This window comes from Nocardia stercoris (assembly GCF_003696265.1).
GTDB classification, from domain to species: Bacteria; Actinomycetota; Actinomycetes; order Mycobacteriales; family Mycobacteriaceae; genus Nocardia; species Nocardia stercoris.
In genome coordinates, this window is sequence record NZ_RFFH01000039.1 from 1 (window position 1) to 7138 (window position 7138).

A 7138-nucleotide genomic window follows, 5' to 3' on the forward strand; every position below is an offset into this window, starting at 1 on the left:
GCGGTGCGGGCGGCGTCCTTGTCCGGCCCGTCCGCCAGACCGACCACCGGCGTACCGTCGGCATCGAGCCACGCGCCCGCGAAGGAATCCGGGAAAGTCCCGCGGATCGAGTCGGCGAACCGCACTAAATTCTGGCCGGTCTCCGCCCGGTCCAGGTACTGGTCCGGGCTCAGACCGAGATCGCGCTGGATCGCGGCCACCAGATCCGCGGGCAGCGCCGACGTCGGCGAAGCGGGCGCCGGCGCGGCGGGCTCCGCGAGCGTGAGAGCCGCGCCGGGTGCGACCAGAAGCAGGGCCGTGGTGCCGATCATCGCGGCACGGCGGACGTGGGTACTACGCATGGGAGATCTTTCGGATTCGAGGTGCTCGGGCACAGCCCGAGCGTCGGGGCCAGGTGCGGTGACTGGGGCCGAGGTGACGGTGGCGATACCGTGGCCGGGGCAATGCTGTGATCAGACGTGGGGGTGGTAGCCGATCGAGCTGCCCTCACCGAGGAAGGTGAGTACCTGGGTCAGCATGGCGCCAGGGTCCATCGGCACGGTGCCCGTGGTGGTGGTCGTGGCCGTGGTTGTCGCCGGGGCGACGGTGACCGTGCCGGTGGTCGTGGCGGCGGCGGCGGTGGCTGATCCGCCGTAGTTCGCGGTGATGGAGTGGCTACCGGCGACCGTCGGAGTCCACGAGAAGGTCGCCTTGCCGGTCTTGTCCACGGCGCCGGTGCCCAGCACCGTGGTGCCGTCCGAGAACGACACCGTGCCACCGGCATTCGCCGGCGCGACCGTGGCGGTCAGCGTGGTGGCCTGGCCCACGGTGGCGCCGGTCACGGGAGCGAGGGCGACCGTCGAGTTCGCGACCGTGGTGACGGTGATGGCGGGGCCTTGGGTCTGGAAGTCGTTGAGGCCGGTCGCGGAGTCGTAGACGATGCCGCCGGTGAGGGCCGTGCCGGTCGCGCAGTCGGCGCCGACTGTGTACTGGGCGCTGAAGGTGGCCGGCTGTGACTTGCTCACCGTCATCTTGTAGCTGGTGGTGGTATTGAAATCGGCCAGTATGTAGCTGGTCGTGACGAGCGGATCGACGGGGTGGGCGCCGCTGTTGTCCGTCACCTTCGCCGAGTCGGTGACATAGGTCAGGCAGTCCGGGTGCCAGTCCTCGAGCCAATTGGCCTTTTCGGTGGTCGAATCGGTGCGCTTGATCTGGGTGCTCACAGTGACGGTCTCACCGGCGGTCGGGGTCACATCGCTGATCGTGCGCGTGTAGGTGAAGGCGCCGCTGGTCCAGGTGACGGTCGCCGGGGCCGCGCCGGCGGTGCCCGCGCCGAGGGCGGTCAGCGCCCCGACCGCGAGGGTGGCGGCGCCGACGGTGGTGCGAGTGATTGCTCGATGAGTCATGACGGTGTCCTGTTTCGCTGAATGCACTGAGCGGTGAGCTCACATACGGTGGTCCGGCCGCGGCGGCCGCGAGGTGCGGCGCCGGGCAAAGTCCCGTGAAACTGGAGCGAGCCAGTTGGGGGACAGTCGATTTCGCATCGGCGCGGTATCGCGGGCATAAGTGCCCGGTCGAGAGGGGCGGGCCGGCCGGCCCTTGGGCCGTACCCGGTCGGCTAGTACCGGGTACGGCCGAGTGCGGGCGCGAGGAAGGGTACGCCTGCCCTCCGTCGGGTCAGGCGGTCTTACCCGAAAGGCTGCCGAGCACCATCTTCTGCAGCTGGCCGAGCAGTGCCTGCACAATGAATTGTTCCGCGGAACCCATAGAATATTCTCTTTCTTTCATCGAGATCGGTGCGTCTCGTAACGTGCATGGGATTGCGGGGATGCAAGGCGCGCCGGGTGTGAGCATTGTTGTTCACAGGGAACTCTAAGCGGAGAGAAGGGCGAACAGAAACCACTATTCGCGGTGCCTCGACAATGAACTGTTGTCTAATTCGGGTTACCGGCCGGTCCGCCGAACCCCGGACCGACCGACCCCGGCCGTTCGGGCAGCTCTGGTTCGACACGCTCACCGGGCCGATGCGACCCACGGGCCGCCGAAATCTGACAGCAGACAGCAGACATGTTCGCTCCATTGCCGTACCTTCGCAGTCGATTCACCGCTCCATCGGCTGGGCATGAACCCCGCCCCCTCGCCGACCGCTCACACTATTACGCGACGACGTGGCACTCGTGGATTACCGACCACGAATTATTGTGGGATTTCCGATCACAGATACGCGAGCACGGTGCGGTCCGCGAAATCGGCTTCTGCTGGTTGCGTGATCAGTTCCGGGTGAGAATCGCGATCGCGGGCCGTTCGGCCCGCCATCGTCGAACTCACAGCCACTGATTGATCACAGCGACATGTACGGCGACCAGTTTACGGACAGCGAGCTTGCCGTATCGAGTAGCCACGCCCCGATGCTGTTCGAGCTGGTCGATCCTATGCTCGACCGTGCTGCTATCCCGATACACGACCGGATCGAGCACCGGCGGCCTGCCACCGGCCGAGCCACGGTTGGCTCTGCTGGTGAATTCCGGCGGGATCGGCCCGGCCCCGGTCTGGGATTCTGGTGAATTCCGTCCAGCCGGAGAAGCACTCGCCGGACCCGATGGCCGCGAAACCTACCAGAGACACCGCCAATTACCAGCGCTGCCGACAGCTTTCACGCAACGCCCTTCGCGAACGATCTAGTTGGTCCGAACCTTCAGGCCGGGGTCCGCCGCGAGGATCGCCTTGATCGGCGTCGCCCACACCTGGGTGACCCCAGAGGTGTCGCAGTCCGCCTGATTCGGACTGTCGCCGGCGCTCGAGATGCCCAGTGCCATGGTGCCGGTCACGAGGGGTCCACCGCTGTCGCCCGGCAGCGCGCACGGGACGTCGGCGATGAAGGAGCCTTTCAGGGTGCGGTAGTCGTCGACGAAGAGGGTCTCGTTGATGTAGGTGATGGTGCCGCAGTTGAAGCCGGTCTTCTCGCCGGACTTGCACACCGGCGCCCCTTCCACGGGATCTGCGGTGCCGGTGATCGCCAACGGGGCCCCGCCGTAGGTATCGACGAAGTTGTTCTCGAACCGCTTGGCGACGCCTTTGTCGATCTTGATGACCGAGAAGTCGACGTTGTCGATGACTGTTTTGTCGAAGGTGCCGTAGCGAGGGTGGCCCAAAGAGCCGTCGTGAAAGTTCCCCTCGTACGCGACCGTGGCATCGGGCGTGCCCGCGTTCTGCCTGTCCTGATCACAGTGTCCGGCAGTGATATTCACCACGTTGCCCGCCTTATCGGTGCCATTGAAACCGAACGAGCAGGAGGCGAGGCCGTCGGCGTTGTAGACGTCACCACCGAGCACGGCATCGTGGGCCGGCGGCTGGGTTGCTGTCGTGGTCACGGGCGGTTCGGTGGTCGTGGTCACCGGCGGCCGGGTCGTCGTCACCGGCGGCTGGGTCGTCGTAGTCACCGGCGGCTGGGTCGTCGGCGGCTGGGCCGAGCCCAGCGATCCCAACACCATGCGCACGAACCCCAGGAAATCGGGCAACTGCAAGCCCTGCCCCTGCGCGGCAGCGTCGGTGCGTAAGGCGATGTCGTTGGCGGCCGGGTCGATCGCGGCACCCTTGACGTGACCGGACTGCTCCGGGGGAAGACCCCGGAGCCAGTCGCTCAGCTGGCCGAGCTGGTCGAGCAGCGTGCGCTCACTGTGCTGCTGATCCTTCACCTGAAAGCCCGCCGCCTCGACCGCGGTACGGGCAGCGGCCTTGTCCGGACCGTCCGCCAGACCGACCACCGGCCTGCCGTCGGTATCGAGCCAGGCACCCGCGAACGAGTCGGGGAAGGTTCCGCGGATCGAGTCGGCGAACCGCGCCAGGTTCTGGCCGGTCTCGGCCCGGGCGAGATACTGGTCCGGGCTCAGCCCGAGATCGCGCTGGATCGCGGCCACCAGGTCCGCAGGCAGACCGGACACCGGCGCCGCAGGCGCCGGGGCGGCGGGCTCGGCGAGCGTGAGAGCCGCACCGGGCACGGTCAGGAGCAGGGCCGCGGTGCCAACCATCGCGGCACGGCGGACGTGGGTACTACGCATGGGAGATCTTTCGGATCGGGGTATTCGGGCATGACCAGGACGGGCGGACCGGGTGCAGTGACCGATATCGCCACGACCGCCGCCACCTACCGATAGATAGTGGGATAATTCGGGTTCGGCGGCGCATGCCCATAGGGACGGTTCCACTTGTGCCATTCAGGACTACATTCGACGGCGATCCTTTCCGCTCGCATCGGGGAATTCTAGATCCCCGCGAAGCGGACGAGAAATCACTGTGTGCGGATTCTCCACAAGTAATTCTTGTAGTTCGTCGCGAGTCGGACCTCGCTGAACGCATTAGGATCAGACTTGGCCGTTGAACCACCCACTCGAACCGAAATTCGGCATATCTAGCCCCCGCAGGATGAGGGATACGGGACGAGAATCGCCTTGTGGCGGGCGGTGCCGCTCACTACGGAAACAATATCGGCGGAAATCAGACAAGAGAAACCACCGTTCGTGGATTATCGACCACCAATCATTGTGGACTTCCAGTCACAGATACGCAGGCACCGTGGGGGCCTCGAACTCGAGCTCCACCGCCCGATCGGGCGGTGGAGCTCGATATCAGACACAGCCGACTAGGTCACCCGAGCGGGCGGCAGTAGAGGGCGTCCGGATGACCGTGGCGGTTGTTGGACCACGAGAAACCGATACCTGCCGCGTATTCGTCGGCGTTGCACTGCCCCTTGTAATAGCCGGCGGCGTAATCGCCGCCTTCGCCGGAGGCAGGGCGGTTGTCGCCCTTGTCATCCCATACGGTTCGGCCGTCGCCCCCCAAGGGAATGCGACTCGGGGAGCACAGGACCGCCGACATCCCGTCGCCGCGCAGGCTGTATCCGATCATGAATTGTCCTGTGGGGCACTGGTATTTCGTGAAGCCATTGGCCCAATCGGTGTCCACGTTCTCCGTGTTCACCACGGTCGCCGTCGAGTCCCAGCCCTTCAGGTTGCCCTGGGTCGCGTCCGTGCACAGACCGCCCTGCCCGGTAGCGCTGATCCCGATCAGACGCTGATCGTCGGGACAGACCAGCTTGTGGGCACCCTCGTCCCAGTCGTAGGCCGTTTGCACCGACGCGTTGTGGTCGTCGTGGATCGCGTTGAGCATCGACCAGGTACGCACGGGCGCGACCTGGCCGGTAACCCCGTGCGCGGCCATCAACCGGCGGAAGGCCGCGCCACGCCAGTCGCCGCTGTCGGTGACGCTACGCATGCTGCCATCGGTGTCATAGCGCAGCAACGCCCAGTTGTCGCCCTTGTTCTGGTGCTGGAACCCGACGATCGGCCAGTACGCGAAGTCCAGGTCCCGGCTGATCAGATAATCGACCGTATTCGCGAACCAGGCCTTGTCCTGATCGGTCCCGTCCAGGCCGACACCGAACTCGCTCACCCACACCGGAGCAGTGAAGTGCTGGTCGCCGGTGGTGGCAACATATCCGGCCAGCTGGTCCATGGAATTGAACAGATCGTCGTGTGACATCTCCCGGAAACGCGTGTCATGGGTTTCACCCGTCCCGGTCGCACCGGTGTGGTTCGGGCCGATATAGCCGTAGAAGTGCGCCGAATACACGACCTTGTGCGAAACCTTCAACGTTTCCGACAGCCCGGCGACCGGCTTCAGCATCGGCCGCTCGTGCGGTGTGATGTCGGTGGGGATACCCGTCCAGTTGATGCCCTCGATCATGATGAGCAGGTTCGGATTGGCGTCGGTCAGAATCCGGTCACCGGCCTGATGCGCGGCTGCCTCCCAGTCGTTGCCGTCGTCCAACCCCCAGTTGGGGTCGTTCCAGGTGGTCCGCCGCACTTCGTTGCGCAGGTCCGCGCCGATGACACCCGGATTGTCCCGGTACCGGCCGGCCATGAACGCCCAGTCGTCCACCCATTTCTGGGTGTCCTGTCCCGAGTTCCAGAAATTGTTGCCGTCGTTCCCGCAGCACCAGACCGTGGAGGTGGTGTGGTTGTTGAGAATGACGCCCAGACCGGCGTCGGTCAGCGCCTGGACCGCCCGGTCGAACACCTCGAGCGGCGTGAGGCCGTTGAGCTGGGCATTCATGGTCAAACCCTGCACCGGTCGACTGTCGGTGATCATCTCGTTCGAGAACGGCAGCCGGACACTGTTCAACCCCAGCGCACGAAAGTCCTTGACCAGCTTGTCCATCGGGACACGATCCAGCCCCAGCGGTGCCCGATGCCCGACTTCCCCCGCGTGGTTGTTGGCCGGGTCCTCGTCGTCACCGCTGCCGTTCCAGGTCCCACTGGCACCGTGCCAGTTGCCGGATTGCAGTTTGACCCGGTTCCCGCTCGCGTCGACGATGTAGCGCCCACGAGTGCTCAGCGGCCCCTTCAACTGAGCTGTCGGCGGCGGAGTCACCGTCGTCGTCGTCGTTACCGGCGTCGTCGTCGCCGGCGGCGTAATCGTCGTGCAATCGACCGATCCGACGATCGGGCAGGGCGCGGCATGCGCCGGCGGCGCGGAATGCGTCGCTACGGCCAACACCACTCCGGAAACCAGGGTCAGCGCGGTCAGCACCCCCCACCACGGCCGCCGCGGAAAGCGGGAATAGGTCAACATCATTCGATTTCCTCAAACACAAGGCGATCGCCACATCGACGGACTCGGCGCGAGCGGAAGCGGCAGAACCGCTCGCCGCTGGTGTGGCGTGGTGAACATTAGAGACACCTGTGAAATAACTGAAACAACAGTTGCCGACTACCGGACCAAGTTTGGTTGTCAATCACCTCGGGTCGGACCGGACACAATATTGCCGGATGGAACGGCATCCCATGCGGGCTCCCACCCGGGTTCGGGTGCAAATTTCTGCGCCCGGCTGAAATCTGTTGACGGTAGCGGACTTCGGACCTGCCCCTGACCGCCACCCGGCATCGGACCGGGTCGCGGCAGGGGTGTGCCAATCGTCACGGCAGGCTGACAGCAGGCTCAGAGTCCCACTCGAGAACAAGTTGACGATCAGTCTGAACCGTCACGGATTTGGGACCGGCTTCGGATTCAGACCAGCGCCGGTCGGCGTGGCGATTGTTGAGCGTAGTACGCGGCCTCGTATTCGGCCGGGGTCAGGTAGTCCAGCCGAGAATGCAAGCGG

At 65.3% G+C, this 7138-nt stretch carries 3 protein-coding genes and 1 pseudogene; all 4 read right to left on the reverse strand.

Translation table 11 applies throughout. The features are described from left to right. Positions 1 to 341: pseudogene (locus tag EBN03_RS33370) on the reverse strand (protease); the annotation flags it as partial. A gap of 111 nt (positions 342 to 452) precedes the next feature. Further along, complete coding sequence (locus EBN03_RS33375; RefSeq protein WP_122192162.1) at positions 453 to 1385, reverse strand: Ig-like domain-containing protein; 933 nt, start codon at positions 1383 to 1385, stop codon at positions 453 to 455. A 1272-nt stretch (positions 1386 to 2657) separates the two neighbouring features. Further along, a complete protein-coding gene (locus EBN03_RS33385; RefSeq protein ID WP_122192164.1) occupies positions 2658 to 4037 on the reverse strand; it encodes a S1 family peptidase in 1380 nt (459 codons plus the stop codon). Between the two features lie 586 nt (positions 4038 to 4623). Further along, complete coding sequence (locus EBN03_RS33390) at positions 4624 to 6612, reverse strand: glycoside hydrolase family 5 protein (protein ID WP_199743087.1); 1989 nt, start codon at positions 6610 to 6612, stop codon at positions 4624 to 4626. Positions 6613 to 7138 lie beyond the last annotated feature (526 nt).

Excerpts from the sequence above, each read along its gene's own strand:
- EBN03_RS33385 (WP_122192164.1), bottom strand. The coding sequence starts at position 4,037 with ATGCGTAGTACCCACGTCCGCCGTGCCGCGATGGTTGGCACCGCGGCC.
- EBN03_RS33390 (WP_199743087.1), bottom strand. The coding sequence starts at position 6,612 with ATGATGTTGACCTATTCCCGCTTTCCGCGGCGGCCGTGGTGGGGGGTG.
- EBN03_RS33375 (WP_122192162.1), bottom strand. The coding sequence starts at position 1,385 with ATGACTCATCGAGCAATCACTCGCACCACCGTCGGCGCCGCCACCCTC.